20 protein-coding genes are annotated in these 22,475 nt (G+C 53.4%); 14 read left to right on the top strand and 6 right to left on the bottom strand.

From position 1 onward, the window contains the following. Positions 1 to 22: 22 nt before the first annotated feature. On the bottom strand, positions 23 to 598 hold the full coding sequence (locus tag AC9UG7_RS08735; RefSeq protein ID WP_509586641.1) for a 2OG-Fe(II) oxygenase family protein: 576 nt from the start codon (positions 596 to 598) through the stop codon (positions 23 to 25). An 89-nt stretch (positions 599 to 687) separates the two neighbouring features. Continuing rightward, positions 688 to 3,465 (bottom strand): DNA polymerase I, encoded by a 2,778-nt coding sequence (gene polA / locus AC9UG7_RS08730; RefSeq protein ID WP_509586639.1) that lies wholly within the window; start codon positions 3,463 to 3,465, stop codon positions 688 to 690. A gap of 57 nt (positions 3,466 to 3,522) precedes the next feature. Between polA and AC9UG7_RS08725 the strand changes: the two genes are divergently transcribed. Together AC9UG7_RS08725 and AC9UG7_RS08720 are read left to right on the top strand one after the other, a co-directional pair. Beyond that, complete coding sequence (locus AC9UG7_RS08725) at positions 3,523 to 4,473, top strand: homoserine kinase (protein WP_509586637.1); 951 nt, start codon at positions 3,523 to 3,525, stop codon at positions 4,471 to 4,473. Between the two features lie 3 nt (positions 4,474 to 4,476). Next, the gene (locus AC9UG7_RS08720; protein WP_509586635.1) at positions 4,477 to 5,253 is read left to right on the top strand and encodes a BPSS1780 family membrane protein; all 777 of its coding nucleotides are present in this window, start codon (positions 4,477 to 4,479) and stop codon (positions 5,251 to 5,253) included. Positions 5,254 to 5,259: 6 nt separating this feature from the next. Here AC9UG7_RS08720 and AC9UG7_RS08715 read toward each other — a convergent pair whose 3' ends face one another. Then, positions 5,260 to 7,638 carry a UvrD-helicase domain-containing protein gene (locus AC9UG7_RS08715; protein ID WP_509586633.1) on the bottom strand — a complete coding sequence of 793 codons (2,379 nt, stop codon included), beginning with the start codon at positions 7,636 to 7,638 and terminating at the stop codon, positions 5,260 to 5,262. 107 nt (positions 7,639 to 7,745) lie between these two features. On the opposite strand from AC9UG7_RS08715, the gene AC9UG7_RS08710 reads away from it, so the two are divergent. The 5 genes from AC9UG7_RS08710 to AC9UG7_RS08690 all read left to right on the top strand — a co-directional run bounded on the left by AC9UG7_RS08710 (position 7,746) and on the right by AC9UG7_RS08690 (position 11,432). Beyond that, positions 7,746 to 7,997, top strand: a complete 252-nt coding sequence (locus tag AC9UG7_RS08710; RefSeq protein ID WP_509586631.1) for an AbrB/MazE/SpoVT family DNA-binding domain-containing protein — start codon at positions 7,746 to 7,748, stop codon at positions 7,995 to 7,997. Then, positions 7,997 to 8,335, top strand: a complete 339-nt coding sequence (locus AC9UG7_RS08705; RefSeq protein WP_509586629.1) for a type II toxin-antitoxin system ChpB family toxin — start codon at positions 7,997 to 7,999, stop codon at positions 8,333 to 8,335. Before AC9UG7_RS08710 ends, AC9UG7_RS08705 begins: the two co-directional genes overlap by 1 nt. Positions 8,336 to 8,478: 143 nt before the next feature. Next, positions 8,479 to 9,456 carry a GMP reductase gene (locus tag AC9UG7_RS08700; RefSeq protein WP_509586627.1) on the top strand — a complete coding sequence of 326 codons (978 nt, stop codon included), beginning with the start codon at positions 8,479 to 8,481 and terminating at the stop codon, positions 9,454 to 9,456. A 39-nt stretch (positions 9,457 to 9,495) separates the two neighbouring features. Further along, positions 9,496 to 10,908 carry a dihydropyrimidinase gene (gene hydA, locus AC9UG7_RS08695; protein WP_509586625.1) on the top strand — a complete coding sequence of 471 codons (1,413 nt, stop codon included), beginning with the start codon at positions 9,496 to 9,498 and terminating at the stop codon, positions 10,906 to 10,908. Beyond that, positions 10,908 to 11,432: an ureidoglycolate lyase gene (locus AC9UG7_RS08690; RefSeq protein ID WP_509586623.1), complete on the top strand. Its 525-nt coding sequence runs from the start codon at positions 10,908 to 10,910 to the stop codon at positions 11,430 to 11,432. The genes hydA and AC9UG7_RS08690 overlap by 1 nt, the downstream gene beginning before the upstream one ends. A 118-nt stretch (positions 11,433 to 11,550) precedes the next feature. Here AC9UG7_RS08690 and acnB read toward each other — a convergent pair whose 3' ends face one another. From acnB to AC9UG7_RS08675, 3 genes are all read right to left on the bottom strand, one after another. After that, positions 11,551 to 14,142 carry a bifunctional aconitate hydratase 2/2-methylisocitrate dehydratase gene (acnB, locus tag AC9UG7_RS08685; protein ID WP_509586621.1) on the bottom strand — a complete coding sequence of 864 codons (2,592 nt, stop codon included), beginning with the start codon at positions 14,140 to 14,142 and terminating at the stop codon, positions 11,551 to 11,553. A gap of 46 nt (positions 14,143 to 14,188) precedes the next feature. Continuing rightward, entirely contained in the window at positions 14,189 to 15,415 is a 1,227-nt protein-coding gene (locus tag AC9UG7_RS08680) for an aldolase/citrate lyase family protein (RefSeq protein ID WP_509586619.1), read from the bottom strand. 82 nt (positions 15,416 to 15,497) lie between these two features. Then, positions 15,498 to 16,484, bottom strand: coding sequence for a malate dehydrogenase (locus AC9UG7_RS08675; protein WP_509586617.1), 987 nt, complete (start codon positions 16,482 to 16,484; stop codon positions 15,498 to 15,500). 126 nt (positions 16,485 to 16,610) lie between these two features. On the opposite strand from AC9UG7_RS08675, the gene AC9UG7_RS08670 reads away from it, so the two are divergent. The 7 genes from AC9UG7_RS08670 to gltA all read left to right on the top strand — a co-directional run bounded on the left by AC9UG7_RS08670 (position 16,611) and on the right by gltA (position 22,465). After that, a complete protein-coding gene (locus AC9UG7_RS08670) occupies positions 16,611 to 17,396 on the top strand; it encodes a GntR family transcriptional regulator (protein ID WP_509586615.1) in 786 nt (261 codons plus the stop codon). Between the two features lie 126 nt (positions 17,397 to 17,522). Continuing rightward, positions 17,523 to 17,954, top strand: coding sequence for a succinate dehydrogenase, cytochrome b556 subunit (gene sdhC / locus AC9UG7_RS08665; protein WP_509586613.1), 432 nt, complete (start codon positions 17,523 to 17,525; stop codon positions 17,952 to 17,954). Positions 17,955 to 17,968: 14 nt separating this feature from the next. After that, positions 17,969 to 18,334 carry a succinate dehydrogenase, hydrophobic membrane anchor protein gene (sdhD, locus tag AC9UG7_RS08660; protein WP_509586611.1) on the top strand — a complete coding sequence of 122 codons (366 nt, stop codon included), beginning with the start codon at positions 17,969 to 17,971 and terminating at the stop codon, positions 18,332 to 18,334. 3 nt (positions 18,335 to 18,337) lie between these two features. Then, positions 18,338 to 20,131: a succinate dehydrogenase flavoprotein subunit gene (gene sdhA / locus AC9UG7_RS08655; RefSeq protein WP_509586609.1), complete on the top strand. Its 1,794-nt coding sequence runs from the start codon at positions 18,338 to 18,340 to the stop codon at positions 20,129 to 20,131. Continuing rightward, entirely contained in the window at positions 20,131 to 20,832 is a 702-nt protein-coding gene (locus AC9UG7_RS08650) for a succinate dehydrogenase iron-sulfur subunit (RefSeq protein WP_509586607.1), read from the top strand. The genes sdhA and AC9UG7_RS08650 overlap by 1 nt, the downstream gene beginning before the upstream one ends. Further along, positions 20,833 to 21,123: an FAD assembly factor SdhE gene (locus AC9UG7_RS08645; RefSeq protein ID WP_509586605.1), complete on the top strand. Its 291-nt coding sequence runs from the start codon at positions 20,833 to 20,835 to the stop codon at positions 21,121 to 21,123. It begins immediately after the preceding gene. A 31-nt stretch (positions 21,124 to 21,154) separates the two neighbouring features. Then, entirely contained in the window at positions 21,155 to 22,465 is a 1,311-nt protein-coding gene (gene gltA, locus AC9UG7_RS08640; protein ID WP_509586603.1) for a citrate synthase, read from the top strand. Positions 22,466 to 22,475: the final 10 nt, after the last annotated feature.

Genomic DNA, 22,475 nt, shown 5'->3' with positions numbered 1-22,475 from the left:
GACAAAGCAATGGCCAGATTTATCAGGCATGGTTCATCACAGGTATTTTGATGTAGTTGATGGCAATAATGATGCGTTTGCCCTGCGTCTTCGGTACATGGTGTATCAACCATCCAGGGAAAAACACCACGGTTCCTATCGCTGGATTGACCACAATTTCATTGCTGAAAATAATGGGCGCCGAATCCTCAGCAAGCTCCAGGTAAATCACGGAAGCAAAATCTGATGGGAAATGCGAATGTGGAACGGTGTAATTGCTTTGCTCGTAAACAGCACACCAACAATCAGCCACGGCCAAGTCGAAACTCAATCCGGTCAAATCCGTTTGCAAACATTCTATGCAAGCCAGTTTGATTTTTGCTGATACCAAGTCAATCAAGGGCTGGAGTTTATCGGTGAGCAAATGGCTTTTCCAAGGGCTCATGTAGTTTGACTTGACATTGGACTCAGTGGTTGCAGGATGACTGGTTCTTAATTCATCCACTGCAACTCTGGCCAGTAAAAGTACTTCAGGATGGTCTAACAAACTGCATCCAAAGACCGGCAGTTCCGCGGAAACCTTGGTTTGAGTAATCTGGAACAGCGATTGATTTTCCATGATTCAACAAAAAAAATAGCTTGTTAAATGGGATTTTATGTGCGGGTTTTTCATGACAATTAATTCAGTCTATCAGAAAGCACGCCGACTCAATGCGCTTGGTCCCAGTTCAGCCCCACACCAACTTCGGCGAGCAACGGTACTTTGAGTTTTGCCACATCTGCCATCAAGCGCGGGATTTCTGCTCTGACCCAATCAACCTCTGCGTCCGGCACTTCAAACACCAATTCATCGTGCACTTGCATGATCATGCGCGTACCTTTGTGTTCGGCATCTAACACTTGCTGTACCTTGACCATGCTGAGCTTGATCAAATCGGCAGCCGTCCCTTGCATGGGCGCGTTGATGGCGGCGCGTTCGGCACCGGCGCGTCTGGGCCCATTCGGTGAATTGATTTCAGGCAAATACAAGCGTCGCCCGAACACAGTTTCTACATAGCCTTGGGCCTTGGCTTGGGCTCGCGTGTCATCCATGTAGCGCTTGACACCGGCAAAGCGTTGGAAATAACGCTCAATGTAATTTTTTGCAGCCGTGTTGTCTATGCCCAAAGCCTTGGCTAATCCGAAGGCGCTCATGCCGTAAATCAAGCCGAAGTTAATCACTTTGGCATAGCGGCGTTGTTCACTGCTGACCGTGTCAGGCGTGAGTCCGAACACCTCGGCGGCGGTGGCCTTGTGCACATCCAAGCCATCGTGAAACGCTTTCAATAAAGCGGGATCGTCACTCAAATGCGCCATGATGCGCAACTCGATCTGGCTGTAGTCGGCGCTGGCGATCACATGGCCTATCGGGGCCACAAACGCTTCGCGCACTTTGCGACCCTCGGGGGTGCGAATAGGAATGTTTTGCAAGTTAGGGTCGTTGCTTGACAACCGCCCAGTCACCGCCACCGCTTGGGCATAGTGCGTATGCACTCTGCCAGTTTGCGGTTGTGCCAATTGGGCCAGCTTGTCGGTGTAAGTGCCTTTGAGTTTGGCCAAAGAACGATGCTCCAAGATTTTTTTCGGCAACGGAAAGTCTTCGGCCAATTTTTCCAACACTTCCTCGTCGGTGCTGCGCGCGCCAGTAGCGGTTTTTTTCACCACCGGCAAACCGAGTTTGTCAAAAAATATTTCACCCAGTTGTTTGGGGCTGGCGAGGTTGAAAGGTTGGCCGGCAATTTCATACGCCTCTTGTTCCAATTGCATGATGCGTATACCCAATGCATGGCTTTGCGCGGCCAGTGTGGGTGCATCAATCAACACGCCGTTACGCTCGATGCGGTACAGGGCTTCGCTGCTTTGAATTTCTAATTGGTATACAAAATTCAATTTTTCATCGGCTTGCAGCAAAGGCCATAGCCGCTGATGCACCGCGAGCGTGAAATCCGCATCTTCGCAAGCGTAATGGGAGGCACGTGCCACATCCACTTGGGCGAATGAAATCTGGTGCGCGCCCTTGCCGCACAAGTCTTCATAGGACAAACCTTTGCGCCCGAGATGTCTGTCAGCCAGACTCTCTAGTCCGTGCTGTTTGTGAACTTCCAATACATAGCTTTGCAACATGGTGTCGTGCACAAAGCCTTGCACTTCAATGCCATGGTTGGCAAACACATGCCTGTCGTATTTCACATGCTGACCTAGCTTGTGTTTGCTACCGTCTTCCAGCCAAGGCTTGAGCTTTTGCAACACTTCTTGCAGCGGCAATTGGGTAGGCGCATCGGCGGCGTTGTGCGCCAGCGGTATGTAGGCGGCCTCGCCCGGGGTCACGCACACACTGATGCCAACGATTTGCGCTTGCATTTCCATCAGCGAGGTGGTTTCCGTATCCAAGGCCACCAGCTCAGCCTGCGTGATTTTGGTTAACCATTGGTCAAAGCTGTCCCAATCCAACACAGTGACGTAAGTCAACTCTGTGGTTACCTCAGGAGCAGGTGCATCAAACAACACACCGACTTCGCTAACGCCGCCTCCCTGATGCGTCTTGCTTTTATCTTCTGACGCATCAGCCGACCTGGCGCTGACCAGACCTTTGAAACCGTATTGCTTGTAAAAGTCGAGCAAGCCTGCATCGTCTGCGGCTTGCACCAGAACGCCATCCAGTGAAGGCCAACCGTTGATATAAGCACTGAGGTCGCAATCGGTTTTCATGGTCACCAATTGCCTGCCCGTGGCAAGCCATTCCCTCGCCTGACGCAGGTTTTCTCCAGCCACACCTTTGATCTCATCTGCCCGAGCCAGTAATGCATCCAGTGAGCCATATTCAGCCAGCCATTTGGATGCGGTTTTGGGGCCGACCTTGGGCACGCCTGGCACGTTGTCCACCGTGTCACCGACCAGTGTTTGAAAATCGATCATCAATGACGGTGGAACACCAAACTCTTCAGTGACACCAGCGACATCGCGTTTTTTGCCGTTCATGGTGTCGATGATGGTGATGCGCTCATTGACCAACTGGCTCAAGTCCTTGTCGCCGCTGGAGACGATGACATTCAAACCTTGTGTGGCCGCCACATGCGCCAGCGTAGCGATCACGTCATCGGCCTCTACGCCGGGCACATCCAGCAGCGGCCAGCCCATGAGCCGTACCAAGCGGTGAATCGGCTCGATTTGACTGCGTAAATCGTCCGGCATGGGTGAACGCGTGGCCTTATAGTCCGGGTAAATCTCGTCGCGAAACGTCGGCCCTTTGGCATCAAACACGCAAACAGCGTGGGCGGTCGGCCATTCACGGCGCAGACTTTGCAGCATATTGACCATGCCGCGTATGGCACCGGTGGCCTGACTGGTCGGGTCGTTGCGATCGGCACGCAAATCAGGCATGGCATGAAAAGCGCGGTACAGGTAGCTGGAACCGTCTACCAGCAGTAAAGTGGGTGTGTCTTGCATAAGAAGGATTGTGCCTACAATCGCGGCATCTCCGATTTAGCTGTTCGCACCCCGTCCATGGCCGTTTTCACTGAAGTCTCCGAGCAGCAAGCCAACGAACTACTGGGTCAGTTGTCGATTGGTGCGTTAGTAAGCCTGCAAGGCATCAACAGCGGCATTGAAAATACCAACTATTTTCTGACTACCGACCAAGGCGACTTTGTCTTGACCTTGTTCGAGCGACTGAACCACACACAATTGCCGTTTTATCTGTACTTGATGAAACACTTGGCCTCGCGCGGTGTGGCTGTGCCAGACCCGCAAGCTGACCAAAACGGCGACATTTTGCTCACGTTGTTAAACAAACCGGCTGCCGTGGTGAACCGGTTGGCTGGGGAATCGCAGTTGCAACCTGGCAATGTCCACTGCGCAGCCATGGGCCGCACCTTGGCGCAGATGCATCTGGCCGCCAAAGACTATGACAGGCATCAAATCAATTTGCGTGGCTTGGGTTGGTGGAATGACACCGTGCCCCACCTATTGCCTTTTTTGTCTCATGAGCAATTGTGCTTGCTCACGCACGAACTGGCATTTCAAAACCACCTGTCCACTCTGTCTAGCTACGCGGCATTACCAAGTGGCCCTGTTCATGCAGATGCATTTCGCAATAACGTCATGTTTGATGGCGATCAACTGACAGGTGTGTTTGATTTTTATTTTGCCGGGGTCGATCATTGGCTGTTTGACTTGGGCGTGTGCATCAACGATTGGTGTATTGATTTGGCTAATGGCGTTTTGGATCAAGAACGCTTTCATGCCATGTTGAATGCCTATTCAGAGATACGCCCGCTCAGCGCACAAGAACGCGCCATGTTCAACCCCATGCTGCGCTCTGCCGCTCTGCGTTTTTGGATTTCCCGACTATGGGATTTTCACTTGCCGCGCGAAGCCAGCTTGCTGCAACCCCACGACCCGACACACTTTGAACGTGTACTCACACAAAGACTGCATGACCCTGTCACACTCTGAACCATGAAACTCAATGTTGTCAAAGCCCGCACGGGCTCACTCTGGGTGCGACAAGGCATCCGGAATTTCTGGCGGCAACCGTTGGCGCTCAGCGGATTGTTCCTGCTGTTCATCGCACTGGCTTCCATGGCGTCCATGCTGTCATACGGCGGAAGCTTTCTGGGTCTGATGTTCATTCCTGCCGCTTCACTCGGATTGATGGCCGCAGCACGTGAAGCAGATCTGGCGCGTTTTCCCATGCCCAGCATATTGATCATCGGATTTAAAAATGGTGCCGCACAAAGTAAAAAAATGATACTGATGGGCTTTCTTTACGCCTTGTTGTTTTGTTTTATTCTGGCTATGTCCACCTTGTTTGACCAAGGTGAATTTGCCCGTATGTACATGTCTGGCAGCAGCGTGAGCGAAGAAACCATTGTCAATGAACATTTCCAATCAGCGGCATTGTTTTGTCTGTTCATGTACCTGCCTTTGGCTACCTTGTTTTGGCATGCGCCTGCATTGATGCACTGGCATGCTCAACCTTTGGCCAAGAGCATCTTTTTTAGCCTCATGGCTTGTTGGGCCAATTGGCGGGCGTTTGCTGTCTTTGGATTGACATGGTTAGGTATATTTTTGTCAACCAGCGTATTGCTCAGCCTGATCAGCATGGTGTTTGAAGATGGTCAGGTGTCAGTCATGTTGATGTTGCCTGCCATGTTGATGCTGGCCGCGATGTTTTTTTCTTCCAGCTATTACAGCTTTCGAGACTGCTTCATCAGCGAACCGGTACTGGCTTAAACACGGTTATATGGGCGTGAGTTTGGCCACAGACAGCGCCAGCCATTTGACGCCATGTCGATTGAATTTCACTTGCGCCCGCGCGTCGTCGCCTATGCCTTCCATGGATACCACGGTGCCTTCACCAAACTTGGTGTGAAACACTTGCAAACCGCTGCGCACCCAAGCGTTGGGGCCGCTGGCAGCAGCCGCTTGCGCCCGTTGCGGAATGGAAGGCGGCGTCGATGTGAAAAAACCGGCGCGTCCCGCATCGTTATTGCCAAAGCCTGAGGGCCTGCTACCCCACATGGCGGATGATTGCAAACCGGTTTTCGGCGTTAACCATTTCAATGTGTGTTCGGGCATTTCATCAAAGAAACGACTTTTGATGTTGTAGCGGGTCTGGCCATGCAACATACGGGTTTGTGAATGACTCAAGTACAAGCGCTTGCGAGCGCGTGTGATGGCCACATACATCAAACGCCGTTCTTCTTCGAGTCCTTCGAAATCACTCATCGCATTTTCATGCGGGAACAAACCCTCCTCTAAACCCGTGATGAACACACCATCAAATTCCAAACCTTTGGCGGCATGCACCGTCATGAGTTGCACCGCATCCTGACCTGCTTGCGCTTGGTTATCGCCCGCTTCCAAAGCCGCGTGACTCAGAAAGGCCGCAAGCGGCGACAAGGTTTCACCGGTGTCTGCATTCGGCTGTAATGGTGTACCCGCTGCGAGTGCTTGAGATGCTGCAAAGTCAGCCTGACTTTGCAGGGCTTCATCTACTGGCAAGGCGACCGCATCTTTGCCAAAGCCTTCTTGCGTGACAAAGCTCTCAGCAGCATTGATCAATTCCTGCAAATTTTCTATTCGGTCTGCGCCTTCTCGCTCGTTTTGGTAGTGTTCAATCAACTGGCTGTGATCTAACACCAGTTCAATGATTTGTCTGAGCGTTTGACCCTGGGTTTGCTCGCGCAACACATCCAGCTTGGCGACGAAAGCAGAAATATTCACACCCGCCTTGCCGCTGATACTGCTGACTGCATCATGCAAAGCGCAACCGCTGGCACGGGCTGCGTCCTGAAGTTGCTCAATGCTGCGCGCACCTATGCCACGCGGAGGGAAATTGACCACACGCATGAAACTGGTGTCGTCACGCGGGTTTTCCAGCAAGCGCAAATAAGCCAATGCGTGTTTGATCTCGGCTCGCTCAAAAAAGCGCAATCCACCGTATACACGGTAAGGCATAGCTGCGTTGAACAAGGCGGTTTCAATCACACGGCTTTGCGCGTTACTGCGGTAAAGAATAGCCACTTCACTGCGTGCCTGAATGCCATTTTCACCGTCCCCGTCACGACCGTCGCGCAGCAGTTGTTTGATCTCTTCAACGATCCAGTTCGCTTCAGCCAAATCACCAGGTGACTCCATCACACGCACCGGTTCACCCGCGCCTTGCGTCGTATGCAGATTTTTTCCTAGCCTTGACGTGTTGTGTTTAATCAGCTCATTGGCCGTGTCCAGAATGTGGCTGTGGCTACGGTAGTTTTGTTCCAATTTGATCTGGTGCTGCACTTGGTACTCGCGCACAAAATCAGCCATATTGCCTACGCGCGCGCCTCGAAAAGCGTAAATGCTCTGGTCATCGTCACCCACAGCCAGCACCGCACTGCCCGTACCGCACAACATCTTGATCCAAGCGTATTGCAGCTTGTTGGTGTCCTGAAACTCATCGATCAAGATATGTCTAAAGCGCTCGCGGTAGTGTTCACGCAGCGGATCGTTATCGCGCAAAAGCTCATAACTGCGCAGCATCAGTTCCCCGAAGTCAACCACGCCTTCGCGCTGGCACTGGTCTTCATACAACTGGTAGAGCTCAACCTTTTGACGGGTTTCGGGGTCGCGCACCATCACATCTTTGGGTCGCTGACCCTCTTCTTTGCAACCGGCAATAAACCATTGTACCTGCTTAGGTGGAAATCGTTCATCGTCGATATTGAATTGCTTGAGCAAACGCTTGACTGCAGACAACTGGTCTTGCGTGTCCAGAATTTGAAAAGCCTGAGGCAGGTTGGCCAGTTTCCAATGCGCTCTCAAAAAACGGTTGCACAAGCCGTGAAACGTACCAATCCACATGCCACGCACATTCACTGGCAGCATGGCATCCAAACGCGTGAGCATTTCCTTGGCGGCCTTGTTGGTGAAGGTGACTGCCATCAAGCCGCCAGGCGTGACCTGACGGGTTTGCAGCAACCATGCAATCCGCGTGGTCAACACCCGCGTCTTACCCGATCCTGCACCGGCCAATATCAGCGCGTGTTGTGCAGGCAGCGTGACTGCCGCTTGCTGTTCGGGATTGAGGCCTTGCAGTAAAGGGGATGATATGTCGGGAGAAAGGCCAGTGAGCATTATTCGATTGTAAGAAACAACTTACAGCACTTTGATGTAAAACAATGTTTGACTCATCGGCCTACTTTAATTAGACTCTCTTTCAGTCGTCGAGAAAGGCCATCAAGATGGAAATCATGCTAAAAAAAATGGGCAACAGCACCGCCTTAATACTACCGCCGCCGGTGCTGCGTGACCTGGGTATGAAAGCCGGTCAACCCCTGAGACTATCCACTACGACGGATGGAAAAGTCGTACTGGAACACAAACGCAAACACCAGTTAGCTGATTTGATCGCGCAATGCAACCCAAAGGCAGAGCTTCCTGCAGATATGGCGCTTTGGGATCAATCCAAACCCGCAGGTCACGAGGTCTGGTAATGGCTGTATTTGACAGAGGCGATATCGTCAGCGTTCCCTTAGATCCTGTGCTCGGTCACGAACAACGCGGGACTCGACCTGCCTTGGTTCTGACCACCAAACAATTCAACCGCTTAGGTGATGTGCTGGTTGCTCCCATTTCACAAGGCGGCGACTACGCACGCTATGCAGGTTTTGCCGTGACCCTGACTGGCAGCGGTTGCAAAACCCAAGGCGTTGCCTTGGTCAACAAAATCCGTATGCTGGATTTGACGGCACGAAAGGCGAAAAAAATTGAACGTGCGCCTGCTATGGTGATTGAAGATGCATTAAGTCGCATAGAGGCCATGCTGTCCTAGGCCTGCTTGCAGCCAGTTCTATGTGCTCGGGGGTCGCTATCAATGTGCGTAGAATCAATCACCGGGCCCAAGTTTCTTGCGTCCGGTTCAATGAATCGGCCAAGCCAAGCGCTCTCCTCGTGTTTATTTTTGGAGCTTGGTTCATGGAAATTTTTGATTACGACAATATTCTTTTACTGCCGCGCAAATGCCGGGTACAAAGCCGCGCTGAATGCGACACCGGCGTGACTTTAGGCAAACACACTTTTCGTCTCCCCGTGGTTCCCGCCAATATGAAGACGGTGGTGAACGAACAAATTTGTGAATGGCTGGCGAGCAACGGTTATTTTTACGTGATGCACCGCTTCGATCTGGATAACGTGAAGTTTGTTCGCAGCTGCCAATCCAAAGGCATGTATGCCTCGGTTTCTCTGGGCGTGAAACAAGCCGATTACGACACAGTAGCTGCTTGGCGCGCCGAAGGACTCTGCCCCGACTACATCACCATCGACATTGCACACGGGCACTCCGACAACGTGCACCGCATGATTTCTCACTTGAAAGAACATTTGCCGGATGCTTTCATCATCGCAGGCAACGTAGGCACGCCCGAGGCTGTGATCGATTTAGAAACCTGGGGCGCAGACGCCACCAAGGTAGGCATCGGTCCGGGCAAGGTGTGCATCACCAAACTCAAAACCGGTTTTGGCACCGGCGGTTGGCAACTCTCTGCATTGAAATGGTGTGCACGCGTAGCCACCAAGCCCATCATCGCCGACGGTGGCATTCGTGAGCACGGCGACATCGCCAAAAGCATTCGCTTCGGTGCATCCATGGTGATGATCGGCTCCATGCTGGCCGGCCATGAAGAATCGCCGGGACAAACAGTGGAAGTCGACGGTCGCTTGTTCAAAGAATATTACGGCTCGGCCTCTGACTTCAACAAAGGCGAATACAAACACGTCGAAGGCAAGCGCATTTTGGAGCCGATCAAAGGCCATCTGAAAGACACGCTACGCGAAATGCAAGAGGACTTGCAAAGCTCGATTTCTTATGCGGGTGGCACGCGTTTGATGGATATTCGCAAAGTCAATTACGTCATCTTGGGCGGTGCGAATGACGGTGAGCACTTGTTGATGTAAAACTATTGGCTCTGACATATTCAACGGAGAAACCAAGCCATGAGCACCACCTTGATTCGCAACGGCCGCGTCATCACGGCCACCGACGACTATGTCGCCGATGTGTTGCTCAAAGACGGTATTGTCCACACCATCGGTCATCAACTTGAAGTGGGTGACGACGTACACGTGGTGGATGCGACTGGCTTGTATGTATTGCCCGGCGGCGTTGACACCCATGTGCACATGGAAAACGTGGTCGGCCCCACTATCACCTGCGACACGTTTGCAAGTGGCACCAAGGCTGCTGCGTTCGGTGGCACCACGACCGTGGTCGACTTTGCACTGCAAACCGCCGAGGATTCACCGCTAGGTGCTATTGCCCGCGCACAACGCAGTGCCGAATCGCAAGTCAATATAGATTACAGCTTGCACGTCATCGTCACGCGTGTGGATGAGCAGGTGTTGAAAGATGTGCGACACGCCATGCACCATGAAGGCGTGAGCAGTTTCAAAATGTTCATGGCCTACCCTGGCGTGATGATGGCTGACGATGCAGCCATCTTTCGCATGCTGCGCCAAGTCGGTGCCGACGGCGGCATGCTGGCCTTGCATGCAGAAAACGGCACGGTCATCGATTTGTTGATCAAAGAAGCACTGGCCGCCGGACACACCTCGCCGCGTTACCACGAGATGACCCGCCCCTCCATCATGGAAGGCGAAGCCACACACCGAGGCATTCGGTTGGCTGAACTGGCCGAAGCGCCGATTTATTTTGTGCACGTGTCCAGCAACGATGCGCTCAAACACATTGTGCAAGCGCGCGCCGAAGGCATTCCCGTGTTTGCAGAAACCTGTCCACACTATTTGTTGTTCGACAAGTCCGTGTACAACTCAGATGATTTCGAGATTGCCAAGTACGTGATGACACCACCACTGCGCAGCAACGAAGACCAAAAACATTTGTGGCGTGCTTTGCGTTATGACGACTTGCAAGTGATCGCTACCGACCACTGCCCGTTTTGTATGAAAGAAGGTCACCTGGGCTACCAAAAACAAAAGCAAATGGGCAAAGACGATTTCTCCATGATTCCCAACGGCGCACCCGGCATCGAAACCCGCTTGGTGAGTTTGTTTGACATTGGTGTGATGAAGGGCAAGTTTTCGCTCAACCGGTTTGTGGAACTGACCGCCACTTCACCCGCCAAATTGTTTGGCTTGTTCCCGAAAAAAGGCACCATCGCGGTCGGCAGCGACGCCGATGTGGTGTTATTCAATCCTGCGGTCAAGCAAACCATACATGCCAGCGATTTGCACAGCAACGTGGACTACACATTGTTGGAAGGCCGCACGCTGCAAGGCCGCGTCGAGAAAGTGTTTTTGCGTGGCCAGATGATTGTGGACGGCAAACAATGGCTGGGCCGCGAAGGCATGGGCCAGTTTGTCAAACGCGGCCAAGTGCAGGCGTTTTGATGTCCTCCCCTGACGCGGACGTTCGATTAGCAGGCCAGCAGCTGGCTATCGAGCCTTTGACGGCTGAGGCGCTCAAGCCTTTTGGTGATGTGATTGAAGCCACTGACAACGCACAGCACTTCACCATCAACCAAGGTTTTGCCGAGCGGTTTCACCGGCTCGCACAGGTGGATGTGACCAACGATGGCGGCCAGCCTGCCATCAGCATTTTCAAAGCCCGTGCACGCGCCCTGCCCTTGCAACTCAGCGTGTTAGAGAAACACCCGTTTGGTTCGCAAGCGTTCATGCCCTTGTCCAGCCATGCTTATGTGGTGATGGTGGCAGTGGGTGGCGACACGCCCGATTTATCCACCTTGAAATGTTTCATGGCCTCGGCACAGCAAGGCGTGAACTACGCCAAAGGCACTTGGCACCACCCTTTGTTGGCTTTGCAAGATGGCGATTTTTTGGTGGTGGATCGCGCAGGGCCTGCAGGTGAAGTCAATGGTGTGGAAGTGGTGTTAGATACAGAAATCATGGTCTAAGTAACCAATCACATCATTGACGAGATGAAGTGCGAACGAATAGAACGCTGACCCACCCAAGCAAAACGGCCCTGGAATCACTCCCGGGGCCGTTGCTTTAACTTAAGCGAACCAGCAATTAAGCAGCCACACCCTTCGCATTCTCCACATACTCGTCAATCTGGTTGAAGTTCAAGTACTTGTAGATGGCTGCGCCGTCTTTGTTCACGATGCCCATGGCTTCGTGGTACTCGGCCACCGTGGGGATGTGGCCCAGCTTGGAAGCAATGGCTGCCAACTCGGCACTGGCCAAAAACACGTTGGTGTTTTTGCCCAAGCGGTTGGGGAAGTTGCGCGTGCTGGTGGACACCACGGTCGCGCCTTCGCGCACCTGGGCTTGGTTGCCCATGCACAGCGAGCAACCGGGCATTTCGGTGCGCGCACCTGCCGTGCCAAACGCGGCGTAATGGCCTTCTTTGATGAGCTCGCTCTCGTCCATTTTGGTGGGCGGCGCCACCCACAGCTTCACAGGAATGTCCCGCTGGCCGCCGAGCAACTTGGCTGCTGCGCGGAAGTGGCCGATATTGGTCATGCACGAGCCGATGAAGGCTTCGTCAATCTTGGTGCCTGCCACCTCAGACAAAAATTTCGCGTCGTCGGGGTCGTTCGGGCAACACAAAATCGGCTCTTTGATTTCGTTCATGTCGATCTCAATGACATGCGCGTACTCGGCGTCTTTGTCGGCTTCCAACAGTTCGGGCTTGGCCAGCCATGCCTCCACTTTTTCGATACGTCGCGCCAGCGTGCGGGCGTCAGAGTAGCCGTCGGCAATCATGTTTTTCATCAACACCACATTTGAATTCAGGTATTCAATGATGGGCTCTTGGTTCAGCTTGATGGTGCAACCGGCAGCGGAGCGCTCGGCAGACGCGTCTGACAACTCGAACGCTTGCTCGACTTTCAAATTCGGCAGGCCTTCGATTTCCAAAATACGGCCCGAGAACTCGTTGATCTTGCCGGCCTTGGCCACGGTCAACAAACCTTTTTTGATGCCATACAAAGGAATCGCGTGAACCAGGTCACGCAAGGTGACGCCGGGCTGCATTTCGCCTTTGAAACGCACCAACACCGACTCGGGCATGTCCAAAGGCATCACGCCCGTGGCCGCGCCGAATGCCACCAAGCCCGAACCTGCAGGGAATGAAATGCCGATGGGGAAACGCGTGTGTGAATCGCCGCCGGTGCCCACGGTGTCGGGCAACAGCAAACGGTTGAGCCAAGAGTGAATCACGCCGTCACCGGGGCGCAGCGCCACACCGCCACGGTTGCTGATGAAGGCAGGCAATTCGCGGTGTGTTTTCACGTCCACCGATTTTGGGTAAGCGGCGGTGTGGCAGAAAGACTGCATCACCATGTCGGCGCTGAAACCCAAGCAGGCCAAGTCTTTCAACTCGTCGCGGGTCATGGGGCCGGTGGTGTCTTGCGAGCCCACGGTGGTCATCTTGGGTTCGCAGTAAGTGCCGGGTCGAACGCCTTGGCCTTCGGGCAAACCCACCGCACGTCCCACCATTTTTTGCGCCAGCGTGAAGCCCGCTTTGGTGGTGGCGGGCACTGTCGGCAAACGGAACACGGTGGACGCAGGCAAGCCCAAAAACTCGCGGGCTTTGGCGGTGAGTGAACGCCCGATGATGAGGTTGATACGACCGCCGGCACGCACTTCATCAAACAACACATCGCTCTTCAATTTGAACTCGGCCACAGTGGCACCGTTCTTGGTGATCTTGCCGTCGTAAGGCAGGATGTCGATGACGTCGCCCATCTCAAGTTTGGTCACGTCCACTTCAATCGGCAACGCGCCAGAGTCTTCTTGCGTGTTGAAGAAAATGGGCGCGATCTTGCCGCCCAAAGTGACACCACCGAAACGCTTGTTCGGCACAAAAGGAATGTCTTGACCGGTGGCCCAAATCACGCTGTTGGTGGCCGATTTGCGGCTGGAACCGGTGCCGACCACATCGCCCACATAGGCCACCAAATGACCTTTTTTCTTCAGGTCTTCAATGAACTGCATGGGGCCGCGTTTGCCGTCTTCTTCGGGCGTGAAGGCCGCACCTGGGCGGGTGTTTTTCAACATCGCCAAATAGTGCAAAGGAATGTCGGGGCGGCTCCAAGCGTCGGGCGCAGGTGACAAATCGTCGGTGTTGGTTTCGCCGGGCACCTTGAACACAGTGACCGTGATTTTTTTGTCTACTTCGTGGCGGCTGGTGAACCACTCGGCATCCGCCCAGCTTTGCATCACCTCTTTGGCTTTGGCGTTACCGGCTTTGGCTTTGTCGGCCACATCGTTGAAGAAGTCAAACATCAACAAGGTTTTCTTCAACGCGTCTGCGGCCACACCGGCCACTTCAGCGTCGTCGAGCAACTCTATCAATGGATGAACGTTGTAGCCGCCCACCATGGTGCCCAGCAGCTCGGTGGCCTTGGACTTGGAAACCAAACCCACTTTCAATTCGCCATGCGCCACAGCCGCTAAAAACGAGGCCTTCACTTTGGCGGCATCGTCCACACCGGGGGGCACGCGGTGGGTCAGCAAGTCCATCAAAAAAGCGTCTTCACCAGTGGGTGGCGCTTTGATCAGTTCAATCAATTCGGCAGTTTGCTTGGCGTCCAAAGGCAGGGGTGGAATGCCTAACGCAGCGCGTTCGGCTACATGGTCTCGGTAAGCTTTCAACATGGTGATCTCCTCAAGATAAAACAGTTCTTGAAACGCCACACGCGCTTCAAGCAAAAAAAACTTGCGCCTCAACCGGCAGTTTGCGCCCCGTGGCTTGCGCGCGTTGCAGCAACTGCCAGAAAAAACGGTAACTCGCGCGGTCGTGCAATTGACCTGCGTGACTGATCGGCGCCCACTCAGCCTGTTGCGCCGCCAGCAACACAGCACATGCTGTTTCAATGTCTTTGTCGTCGGGCGTCATGGCCGCCACTATCGGCCGGATTTGCGCCGGATGAATGCTCCACATGCGGGTGTAACCCAGTTCTTGCGATGCACGACGTGCGGCGTTTTCCATGGCTTGAGTGTCGTTGAATTCAGTGACCACACTGTGTGACGGCACTTTGCCGTGCGCATGACAGGCGCTGGCGATGTCCATCTTGGCACGCAACACCAACGGGTGGCTGAATTGCCCTTGTGCGCCCATACCGTGCGAGGGAATGGCGCCCGCATGCGCGGACACAAAATCCATCAAACCAAAACTCAGCGATTGCACACGCGGGTGCGCGGCGATATCAAACGCACGGTGTACCGCTGCCGGCGATTCGATGAGCGCATGCACTGCAAGAGTGGGCGCACCGGCTTGGTCGATGGCACGCACCGCGTGTTCAATGTCGGCCACGGTCTCTACTTTGGGCAGCATGACATGGCACAAACGCTGGCCCGCTTTGCCAACAATGCTGGCAATGTCTGCATGAAAAGCGGGGTGATCCACGGGGTGCACACGCACTGCCACGCGGGCGTTCGCTGCTGCGTTCAATGCAAGCTCAGTCACTAATGCGGCGTGCTCGATCTCGCCACCTACAGGCGCACCGTCCTCACAATCCAAGGTGACATCGAACACACACACGCCAAACTCTTGCTGCATCTCGGCTTGCAGTTGCAAGCTTTTGCGCATACGCGCTTGCACACCGCTGTAGTGATCGCACACTGGCAACACCACCGCACCCGCTTGTGCGCCTTGCAGCACATCACGTGGATGTTGAAGAGGTTGCACACTTTTTTTTGCAACCGGAGACTTGTTTTTATCTTTTTTCTTCAGTGTTGAAATTCCTGCCTGCTCAATTCTCTCTATGAATTCATTAATTTTGTTTGCGAACTCGAGGCTTGGCATTTGCTTTCCGTGAGCAATACGGCTCAGTGTCGCCTGAGATATTCCAATTTCCCGAGCTACAAAACTGAGACGACCGATTTCTTCCAGCTTCTTTTGCAAATATTCAGGTGAAATAGGGTTCATGAGTCAATCCTATGCGAATATGAATAAAAAATATCATATTCAAATATGGATGAAATAATTGCCTCCATGAACCCACTCAGCTTTACAGCAGATGCGCCACACCGGCTTGTTCGTCGGTCAATTCTTTCAAAGTCTTGTCGATGCAAGTCTGGCTGAAGGCATCGATAGCCAAGCCTTCGACGACTTTGTATTCGCCATTCTCGCAAGTGACGGGGAAACCGAACATCACGTCTTTGGGAATGCCATACCAGCCTTGTGAAGGAATGCCCATGGTCACCCATTTGCCGTGTGTGCCCAGCGCCCAGTCGCGCATGTGGTCAATGGCGGCGTTCGCAGCAGAAGCAGCTGAAGACAAGCCGCGTGCTTCAATGATGGCCGCGCCGCGCTTGCCGACAGTTGGTAAAAACACATTCGCGTTCCAATCTTGGTCGTTGATCATGTCTTTGACCGATGCGCCATCAATGGTGGCAAAACGGTAATCGGCGTACATGGTGGGTGAATGGTTGCCCCAGACGCAAAGTTTTTCAATCGCAGCGACGGCTTTGCCGGTCTTGGCTGCCAATTGAGACGCAGCGCGGTTGTGGTCAAGGCGCAGCATGGCGGTGAAATTGCCGGGCTTCAAATCGGGCGCAGACTTCATGGCAATGTAAGCATTGGTGTTGGCGGGGTTGCCAACCACCAGCACTTTGACGTTACGCGAAGCCACGGCGTTCAAAGCCTTGCCTTGGGCGGTGAAGATGGCACCATTGATGGACAACAACTCGGCGCGTTCCATGCCCGGGCCGCGAGGACGAGAGCCAACCAATAAGGCGTAATCGGTGTTTTTGAAAGCAGTCATCGGGTCAGAGTGCGCTTCCATGCCAGCCAGCAAGGGGAAGGCGCAATCTTCGAGTTCCATCATCACGCCCTTGAGCGCTTTTTGTGCTTTTTCATCGGGGATTTCCAGCAACTGAAGAATGACGGGCTGGTCTTTGCCCAGCATCTCGCCCGAGGCTATGCGGAACAACAAGGCATAGCCGATCTGGCCTGCGGCACCGGTGACGGCCACGCGAACGGGTTGTTTACTCATGAAAAATCTCCGAAATTGAACAAAAGAATAAGGCCGGACCAACCGGGCGGGACAAAAGTACAATACCTATGTCTTATAGAAGATATGATAGCGTCTTAAACATGACCAAAGCCTGACGGATCACTTTTGGACACTTCCACTCTTTCAGAAAATACCGCAGACCAGCCGTTGAACGTGACGCTGTCCTCGCCGTCTTTCAGCCCTTTGTACCAACAGATCAAGGGCTTGGTGCTGCAAAGCCTGCAAGCCGGCGAATGGAAACCGGGCGACCCCATCCCCAGCGAATTCGAACTGGCTGCCCGCTTCAAAGTCAGCCAAGGAACTGTTCGCAAAGCGATTGACGAACTCGCCAAAGAGCATTTGCTGGTGCGCCGCCAGGGTAAAGGCACATTTGTCGCCACCCACGCCGAGCAACAAGTTCAATTCCGATTTCTCAAACTCAAACCCGACAACCCTGCGGCTGTCAGCCACAGCCCCGCCGAGCGCGAAATCATCGATTGCAAACGAATACGCGCACCCCAAGCAGTCGCCGATATCCTTGGTTTACGTGCCAGTGAGCAGGTGTTTCAGGTGCGCCGAGTACTGTCATTTGATGGCATACCGACTATTTTTGAAGATATCTGGTTACCTGGCGGTCCCTTCAAAGGTCTGACCACAGCGCAATTGAGTACCGATACCCGCCCGATGTATGCCCTGTTCGAATCGGATTTCGGTATCCGCATGGTTCGCGCCCAAGAACGCTTACGTGCGGTATTGCCAAGCGACGATGTCTGTGATTTTTTGAAAGTCAGTGCCAACATGCCTTTGCTGAAAGTTGAACGCCTGTCGTTCACCTACCAAGACACTCCCATGGAATGGCGCATCGGTGTTTACCGCACTGACACCCGCCATTACCTGAACGAATTGAATTAAAAAGAATTCACTGTAACCCGCTTCACATGTGTGACCCTGATTTTTTGTGCATTGCAATAGAATCAATTTCAGCCCCTCAACAAAGGGGTTTCTCCTCCTTTGACTGAACCTCGGAAAGCCCTTGGCATGACAGACCCCGTAAAAACCCTAGCTGAGTTTCGCAACATCAATGCTTTTCATGACCTGCCTACTTACCGTTTACCGGCTGCAGGCTGGGTCTCCATACTGCATCGCATCAGCGGTGCGTTGATGTTTTTGTTGCTGCCCTTCATCGTCTGGCTGTTTGACAAATCAATTTCTTCTGAAATTTCTTTTGCCAAATTCAAAGCGGCTATCAACATTGGCATAGGCATTTACCCCGGCTGGTTCATTCGACTGACCATGTTGGCGCTGATTTGGGCCTACTTGCACCACCTGATTGCCGGCGTGCGTCATTTGTACATGGACGCCACCCACTCGGTGAGCCGCGAATTCGGTCAAAAAAGTGCCGTCTTCACCTTGAGCGCCAGCATCGGATTGACCGTGCTGCTGGGCGCCAAATTATTCGGCTTGTATTGAATTCAGGAGCAGACATGAGTGACGGAATCGGTTCCAAACGCCTGGTCACAGGTGCCCATTACGGACTGCGCGACTGGCTGGCGCAGCGTCTGACGGCGGCCTTGATGGCTGTGTTTACCTTGCTGGTGTTGTTGCAAGTGATTTTTTCGCGCGGTGAGATCGGCTATGACTTGTGGGCCGGCATTTTCAACCCGCAGTGGATGCGTGCATTGACTTTCACCGTCTTGCTCGCACTCACCTACCACGTGTGGGTAGGCATGCGCGACATCTGGATGGACTACATCAAACCCATTGGTTTGCGTTTGGCCCTGCATATTTTCACTATCGTCTGGTTGCTCTCTTGTTTGGGCTGGGCGGTTCAGGTTCTTTGGAGACTTTGACAGATGACACGCTCTTCTCTTCCCCGCCGCCGCTTTGATGTAGTGATCGTTGGTGCAGGTGGCTCAGGCATGCGTGCCTCGCTGCAACTCTCACGTGCAGGTTTGAATGTGGCGGTGCTGTCCAAGGTTTTTCCCACCCGTTCGCACACGGTTGCCGCGCAAGGTGGCATTGGCGCATCGCTGGGCAATATGTCTGAGGACAACTGGCACTACCATTTTTACGATACCGTCAAAGGTTCAGACTGGCTGGGTGACCAAGACGCGATCGAATACATGTGCCGTGAAGCACCTAAAGTGGTGTACGAGTTGGAGCACATGGGCATGCCGTTCGACCGCAACCCTGACGGCACCATTTACCAGCGCCCCTTCGGTGGCCACACATCCAACTATGGTGAAAAGTCTGTGCAACGCGCCTGTGCGGCGGCAGACCGCACCGGTCACGCCATGTTGCACACCCTCTACCAACAAAATGTGCAAGCCAACACCAATTTCTTTGTGGAATGGATGGCGCAAGACTTGATCCGCGACGCCGACGGCGACGTTATCGGCGTGACTGCGTTAGAGATGGAAACCGGTGACTTGCATATTCTGGAAGCCAAAACGGTATTGCTCGCCACCGGCGGCGCAGGTCGAATTTTTGCGGCTTCCACCAATGCGTTCATCAATACTGGCGACGGTTTGGGCATGGCCGCACGCGCAGGTATTCCGCTGGAAGACATGGAGTTTTGGCAATTTCACCCGACTGGCGTGGCCGGTGCCGGTGTGCTGTTGACTGAAGGTTGCCGAGGCGAGGGCGCCATATTGCTCAACAGTTTGGGCGAGCGATTCATGGAACGCTACGCACCTACGCTCAAAGACTTGGCGCCACGCGATTTTGTATCGCGCTGCATGGACCAAGAAATCAAGGAAGGCCGTGGCTGTGGTCCTAACAAAGACTACGTGCACCTGAAACTTGATCACTTGGGCGCTGAAACCATCATGAAGCGACTGCCCTCGGTCTACGAGATCGGGCATAACTTCGCCAACGTAGACATCACGCGCGAACCCATCCCCGTGGTGCCCACTATCCACTACCAGATGGGTGGCATACCGACCAATATCCATGGCCAGGTCGTCACACAAACTCACAACGACCACAACGCCGTGGTCAACGGCTTGTATGCGGTCGGTGAATGTTCATGTGTCAGCGTACATGGCGCCAATCGCTTAGGCACCAACTCGTTGCTGGACTTGTTGGTCTTTGGTAAAGCAGCCGGAAACCACATCGTCGATTTCCATCAGAAAAACAAATTGCACAAGCCCTTGCCTGCGGATGCAGCAGATCGCACGCTGGCTCGTTTGGCTCGTTTAGACAGCAGCACCAGTGGTGAATACGCACAAGACGTGGCCAATGATTTACGCGCCAGCATGCAAAAACACGCAGGCGTGTTCCGCACCCAAGCCAGCTTAGACGAAGGCGTGACTCAAATCGCCGCTTTGCGTGAACGTGTCAACGCCATCGGCTTGAAAGACAAGAGCAAAATTTTCAATACGGCGCGTGTTGAAGCGCTGGAAGTTGAAAATTTGATCGAGTGCGCACAGGCCACCATGGTGTCAGCAGCGGCACGCCGTGAAAGCCGTGGCGCTCACACGGTGGATGACTACGCAGACACGCCCGAACATCCCAATGGCCGCAACGACGAACAATGGCTCAAGCACAGCCTGTGGCACAGCCACAGCAACAGCATGACCTACAAGCCCGTGAAGCTCCAACCGCTGACCACGGAAAGCATCCCTCCCAAAGTGAGAACCTTCTGATGAAACGTACCTTCAAGATTTACCGCTACGACCCTGAAAAAGACGCCAAGCCTTACATGCAAACCATCGAGGTAGAGCTCGACGGCCATGAGCGCATGTTGTTAGACGCTTTGATGAAGCTCAAGGCACAAGACCCCACACTGTCTTTCCGCCGCTCTTGCCGCGAAGGTGTATGCGGGTCTGACGCCATGAACATCAACGGCAAAAACGGCTTGGCATGTCTCACCAATATGTTGACATTGCCTGGCGTTATCACTTTGAAACCGCTGCCCGGACTGCCAGTCATCCGCGATTTGATTGTTGACATGACGCAGTTTTTCAACCAATACAACTCGATCAAACCGTATCTGGTCAACGACACACTGCCGCCGGAAAAAGAGCGTCTACAGTCACCTGCCGAGCGTGAAGAACTCGACGGTTTGTACGAATGTATTTTGTGCGCCAGCTGCTCCACCAGTTGTCCTTCTTTCTGGTGGAACCCGGACAAATTTGTCGGCCCCGCAGGTTTATTGCAAGCCTATCGCTTCATCGCAGACAGCCGCGACCATGCCACCAGCGAGCGACTTGACAACTTGGAAGACCCTTACCGTTTGTTCCGTTGCCACACCATCATGAATTGCGTTGACGTCTGCCCCAAAGGATTGAATCCGACCAAGGCCATCGGAAAGATCAAAGAGTTGATGATCAGCCGTGCGGTGTAAATGGAAGATGAACAACTCCATGGACTGGCTGACGACGACAGATTGACGTCAGCAGGACTCAGCAAACTACGCTGGCGTTGCCGACGTGGGTTGTTGGAAAACGATTTGTTCATTGAGCGTTTTTTCAATCATCATGCCGATGCGCTTACCGTGGGTCAGGCTCGCGGCATGTACAGCTTGATGGAATTGGCTGACAACGATTTGCTGGATGTGTTGCTGGGTAGACCGCATACGCAAACCGTCACGAAAGATCCCCGGGTGCAGTCCGTTTTGCATCTAATGAAAGTTTAATTTTTTAAATTGATTGACACAGGAATTGACCATGAAACTCGCTGACTACAAGGCCACTCTTTCATTCACCAATGGCCAACCCAGCTTTGAAATGCCGGTGTACAGCGGCACCATCGGGCCCGACGTCATCGACATCCGCAAGCTCTACGGCCAAACCGGCATGTTCACCTACGACCCTGGTTTTTTATCGACTGCCTCTTGCCAATCGGCCATCACATTCATTGATGGCGACAAAGGCGAATTGCTCTACCGCGGCTACCCTATCGAACAACTGGCCACCCACTGTGACTATTTAGAAACCTGTCATTTGCTGTTGTACGGTGAACTGCCCAACGCACAACGCAAGCATGAGTTCACCCAAACGGTGACGCACCACACCATGGTGCACGAGCAATTGCAATTCTTTTTGCGCGGTTTTCGCCGCGACGCGCACCCCATGGCTGTACTCACAGGTTTGGTCGGCGCTTTGTCGGCTTTCTACCATGACAGCACCGACATCAACAACGCAGAGCACCGCGAAATTGCAGCTATCCGTCTGATCGCCAAAATGCCGACCTTGGTTGCCATGGCTTACAAATACGGCATCGGACAACCCTTTCTTTATCCGCAAAACAACCTGTCTTACGCGGGCAATTTTTTGCGCATGATGTTCGGTACACCTTGCGAAGCGTACGTGGTCAATCCAGTGCTCGAACGCGCCATGGACCGCATCTTCACGCTGCATGCAGACCATGAACAAAACGCCTCCACCTCTACCGTGCGTTTGTGCGGCTCGTCAGGTACCAATCCTTTTGCAGCGATTGCTGCAGGTGTGGCTTGCCTTTGGGGGCCCGCGCATGGCGGTGCCAATGAGGCCTGCTTGAACATGCTTGAACATATCCAAGCCAATGGCGGTATTGCCAAAGTTGGTGAGTTCATGGAGCAGGTCAAAGACAAAAACTCCAACGTCAAGCTGATGGGCTTTGGACACCGCGTTTATAAAAATTACGATCCTCGCGCCAAACTGATGCAAGAAACTTGTGACGAAGTGCTCAAAGAATTGGGATTGGAAAACGACCCGCTGTTCAAACTGGCCAAGGCGCTAGAAAAAATTGCGCTTGAAGACGATTACTTTGTGTCACGCAAGCTCTACCCTAACGTCGATTTCTACTCCGGCATCGTGCAACGCGCCATCGGTATTCCAGTCAATTTATTCACTGGTATTTTTGCGCTGGCTCGCACCGTGGGTTGGATCGCTCAATTGAATGAAATGATCAGCGACCCTGAATACAAAATCGGCAGACCTCGTCAACTGTTCACCGGCGCATCCAAACGCGATGTGCCGCCATTGAACAAGCGCTGAACCAGCGTTT

This window comes from Limnohabitans sp. (assembly GCF_046052765.1).
Lineage (GTDB): Bacteria > Pseudomonadota > Gammaproteobacteria > Burkholderiales > Burkholderiaceae_C > Limnohabitans.
The sequence above is the reverse complement of the archived record's forward strand: the minus strand, read 5'-3'. Positions and strand labels throughout refer to the sequence as shown.

What these genes read in the sequence shown, in the direction of transcription:
- AC9UG7_RS08735 (WP_509586641.1), bottom strand. Translation starts at nt 598, where the DNA reads ATGGAAAATCAATCGCTGTTCCAGATTACTCAAACCAAGGTTTCCGCG.
- polA (WP_509586639.1), bottom strand. Translation starts at nt 3,465, where the DNA reads ATGCAAGACACACCCACTTTACTGCTGGTAGACGGTTCCAGCTACCTG.
- AC9UG7_RS08725 (WP_509586637.1), top strand. Translation starts at nt 3,523, where the DNA reads ATGGCCGTTTTCACTGAAGTCTCCGAGCAGCAAGCCAACGAACTACTG.
- AC9UG7_RS08720 (WP_509586635.1), top strand. Translation starts at nt 4,477, where the DNA reads ATGAAACTCAATGTTGTCAAAGCCCGCACGGGCTCACTCTGGGTGCGA.
- AC9UG7_RS08715 (WP_509586633.1), bottom strand. Translation starts at nt 7,638, where the DNA reads ATGCTCACTGGCCTTTCTCCCGACATATCATCCCCTTTACTGCAAGGC.
- AC9UG7_RS08710 (WP_509586631.1), top strand. Translation starts at nt 7,746, where the DNA reads ATGGAAATCATGCTAAAAAAAATGGGCAACAGCACCGCCTTAATACTA.
- AC9UG7_RS08705 (WP_509586629.1), top strand. Translation starts at nt 7,997, where the DNA reads ATGGCTGTATTTGACAGAGGCGATATCGTCAGCGTTCCCTTAGATCCT.
- AC9UG7_RS08700 (WP_509586627.1), top strand. Translation starts at nt 8,479, where the DNA reads ATGGAAATTTTTGATTACGACAATATTCTTTTACTGCCGCGCAAATGC.
- hydA (WP_509586625.1), top strand. Translation starts at nt 9,496, where the DNA reads ATGAGCACCACCTTGATTCGCAACGGCCGCGTCATCACGGCCACCGAC.
- AC9UG7_RS08690 (WP_509586623.1), top strand. Translation starts at nt 10,908, where the DNA reads ATGTCCTCCCCTGACGCGGACGTTCGATTAGCAGGCCAGCAGCTGGCT.
- acnB (WP_509586621.1), bottom strand. Translation starts at nt 14,142, where the DNA reads ATGTTGAAAGCTTACCGAGACCATGTAGCCGAACGCGCTGCGTTAGGC.
- AC9UG7_RS08680 (WP_509586619.1), bottom strand. Translation starts at nt 15,415, where the DNA reads ATGAACCCTATTTCACCTGAATATTTGCAAAAGAAGCTGGAAGAAATC.
- AC9UG7_RS08675 (WP_509586617.1), bottom strand. Translation starts at nt 16,484, where the DNA reads ATGAGTAAACAACCCGTTCGCGTGGCCGTCACCGGTGCCGCAGGCCAG.
- sdhC (WP_509586613.1), top strand. Translation starts at nt 17,523, where the DNA reads ATGACAGACCCCGTAAAAACCCTAGCTGAGTTTCGCAACATCAATGCT.
- sdhD (WP_509586611.1), top strand. Translation starts at nt 17,969, where the DNA reads ATGAGTGACGGAATCGGTTCCAAACGCCTGGTCACAGGTGCCCATTAC.
- sdhA (WP_509586609.1), top strand. Translation starts at nt 18,338, where the DNA reads ATGACACGCTCTTCTCTTCCCCGCCGCCGCTTTGATGTAGTGATCGTT.
- AC9UG7_RS08650 (WP_509586607.1), top strand. Translation starts at nt 20,131, where the DNA reads ATGAAACGTACCTTCAAGATTTACCGCTACGACCCTGAAAAAGACGCC.
- AC9UG7_RS08645 (WP_509586605.1), top strand. Translation starts at nt 20,833, where the DNA reads ATGGAAGATGAACAACTCCATGGACTGGCTGACGACGACAGATTGACG.
- gltA (WP_509586603.1), top strand. Translation starts at nt 21,155, where the DNA reads ATGAAACTCGCTGACTACAAGGCCACTCTTTCATTCACCAATGGCCAA.